Source organism: Bradyrhizobium sp. UFLA05-108 (genome assembly GCF_059803455.1).
In genome coordinates this window covers 1-2,707 of sequence record NZ_JBANAZ010000163.1, presented here as the reverse complement: position 1 = coordinate 2,707, position 2,707 = coordinate 1, and the positions used below count along the sequence as shown (strand labels likewise).

Here is a 2,707-nt window from a genome sequence, read left to right as displayed (position 1 = left end):
TGTGTATAAGAGACAGCCGTGGGGCTGGGCGAGGGGGAGGCGCTGGCCGCCGGAGCCGGCGATGGGGACGTCGCGGGTGAGGGCGATGCGCTGGCGGCCGGCGAGGGCGAGGTTGCCGGTGAGGGGCTTGCGGAGGCTGCCGGTGCCGGGGTCGGCGATTGGGCGAACGCGCCGGAGAGGCAGAGGGTAACGGCCGCTGCGGGGATCACCGCGGCCAGAAAAGGACGGAAAAAGCTCGTCATTGCGTGTCTCCCCAAGGCAAGTAAGGCCCTGCCCGCATTTCTTGCACCACGTGCGCGTCCCGGTTCGCGCGAACGCGCCTATCTAACACGCATGGCCCAAATTCGTCCCATGACAGATGCGTCATAGGGCACACGCGGCAAATGACTGGCCAACCGTCCCATGATCGCCATATAAGACAGGCGAAATTCAGGACATTTCATGAGCGCCCTCGCCAACCACGCATTTGCCAAGATGAACGGCATCGGCAACGAGATCGTCGTTGTCGACATGCGGGATTCGGCTGCCCCGGTCACGCCGGACGACGCGCGCGCGGTCGCCTCCGTGAAGGGTGTGCCCTACGACCAGCTCATGGTGCTGCAGAAGCCGCGGCTCGATGGCACCGAAGCCTTCATCCGCATCTACAACAATGACGGCTCGGAGGCCGGCGCCTGCGGTAACGGCATGCGCTGCGTGGTGCGTAGGATCTTCGAGACGACCAGGCAGACCACGGCGACGTTCGAAACCGCCGCGGGCCTTCTCAATTGCTGGCAGGGCCCCGCACCCGATCTCTATACCGTCGACATGGGTGCGCCGAAGTTCGGCTGGCAGGACATTCCGCTGGCGGAGGAGTTTCGCGACACCCGTTACATCGAGTTGCAGATCGGGCCGATCGACAAGCCGATCCTGCATTCGCCGTCGGCCGTGAGCATGGGCAATCCGCACGCGATCTTCTGGGTCGACGACGTCAACGCCTATGACCTCGGGCGCTTTGGACCGCTGCTGGAAAACCATCCGATCTTCCCCGAGCGCGCCAACATCACGCTCGCCCACATCGTCGATCGCGACCACATCACGATCCGCACCTGGGAGCGCGGCGCAGGGCTTACGAAGGCCTGCGGCTCGGCGGCCTGCGCGACGGCGGTCGCAGCGGCGCGGCTGAAGCGCACCAACCGCAGCGTCGAGATCACGCTGCCCGGCGGCAAGCTCGGCATCGAATGGCGCGAGGGCGACGATCACGTGCTGATGACGGGCACCGCGACCTTCGAATATGAGGGCAATTTCGATCCGGCGCTGTTCGCCTCGGTCGCCTGATGGGCGTCGAGGTCGTAACCTTCGGCTGCCGTCTCAACGCCTTCGAGGCCGAGGTGATCCGCCGCGAGGCGGAAGGCGCAGGGCTTTCCGACACCATCGTCATCAATAGCTGCGCGGTCACCAACGAGGCAGTGGCGCAGGCCCGGCAGTCGATCCGTAAATTGAAGCGCGAGCGCCCCGGCGCACGCATTGTCGTCACCGGCTGTGCGGCGCAGACACAAAGCGACATGTTCGCTGATATGGCCGAGGTCGATCGCGTCGTCGGCAATGACGACAAGATGCACCCCAAAGCCTGGCGTGAGGCGCGTGCCGCGTTCGATATCGGCAACGGCGACAAGATCGCGGTCAGCGACATCATGGCGGTGAAGGCGATGGCGCCGCATCTGATCGACGGCTTTGCGAGCGGCCTGCCGCGCGTATTCGTGCAGGTGCAGAACGGCTGCGACCATCGCTGCACCTTCTGTATCATCCCGTTCGGTCGCGGCAATTCGCGTTCCGTGCCAATGGGCGCGGTGGTCGAGCAGGTGCGCGGGCTGACGGAGCGCGGCCATGCCGAGATCGTGCTGACCGGCGTCGATCTCACGAGCTACGGCGCCGACCTGCCGGGCGCGCCAAAACTCGGAATGCTGACGAAGCAGATCTTGCGGCATGTGCCGGAGCTGAAGCGCCTGCGCATCTCATCGATCGATTCGATCGAGGCAGATGGCGATCTGCTCGATGCCATCGCCGACGATGCGCGGCTGATGCCGCATCTGCATCTGTCGCTGCAATCCGGCGACGACATGATCTTGAAGCGGATGAAGCGGCGGCATTCGCGCCCGGACGCTATTGCGTTCTGCGAGCAGGTGCGCCGCCTGCGACCGGACATCGCGCTCGGCGCTGACATCATCGCGGGATTTCCGACCGAGACGGAAGAGATGTTTGCGCGCTCGCGCGATCTCGTCGAGGAATGCGGTCTCACCTTCCTGCACGTCTTTCCCTATTCGCCGCGCCCCGGCACACCGGCCGCGCGGATGCCGCAGGTCGCAGGCGCGGTGATCAAGGATCGCGCGAGACGGTTGCGTGCGGCAGGTGAAGCGGCGTTGCGGCGCAGGCTAAAGGCCGAGGTCGGCGCGAGCCGCGAGGTGCTGATCGAGAGCGCCAGCCAGGGGCGCACGGAGCACTATCTGCCGGTGGCGGTCGCTGGGGCAGCGGTGGGAAGTGTCGTGCCGCTTCAGGTCGTCGGTGAGGATGGCGAGCGGCTGACCACATAATCGCTGTCGTCGCCCGGCTCGACCGGGCGACCCGGTACGCCGCGGCTTCTCCGTATCCCATCACTGCCTCTGGAATACTTGTATGGGCTTGGTCAAGGATGAGTGGTTGTTAGATCATTTCAGATCATCTCCTTGTTCGA

At 65.1% G+C, this 2,707-nt stretch carries 2 protein-coding genes; both read left to right on the top strand.

Translation table 11 applies throughout. From position 1 onward, the window contains the following. Positions 1–441: 441 nt before the first annotated feature. Positions 442–1,314, top strand: coding sequence for a diaminopimelate epimerase (gene dapF, locus SO140_RS45570; RefSeq protein WP_449384688.1), 873 nt, complete (start codon positions 442–444; stop codon positions 1,312–1,314). Continuing rightward, entirely contained in the window at positions 1,314–2,567 is a 1,254-nt protein-coding gene (mtaB, locus tag SO140_RS45565; RefSeq protein ID WP_449384687.1) for a tRNA (N(6)-L-threonylcarbamoyladenosine(37)-C(2))-methylthiotransferase MtaB, read from the top strand. The genes dapF and mtaB overlap by 1 nt, the downstream gene beginning before the upstream one ends. Positions 2,568–2,707: the final 140 nt, after the last annotated feature.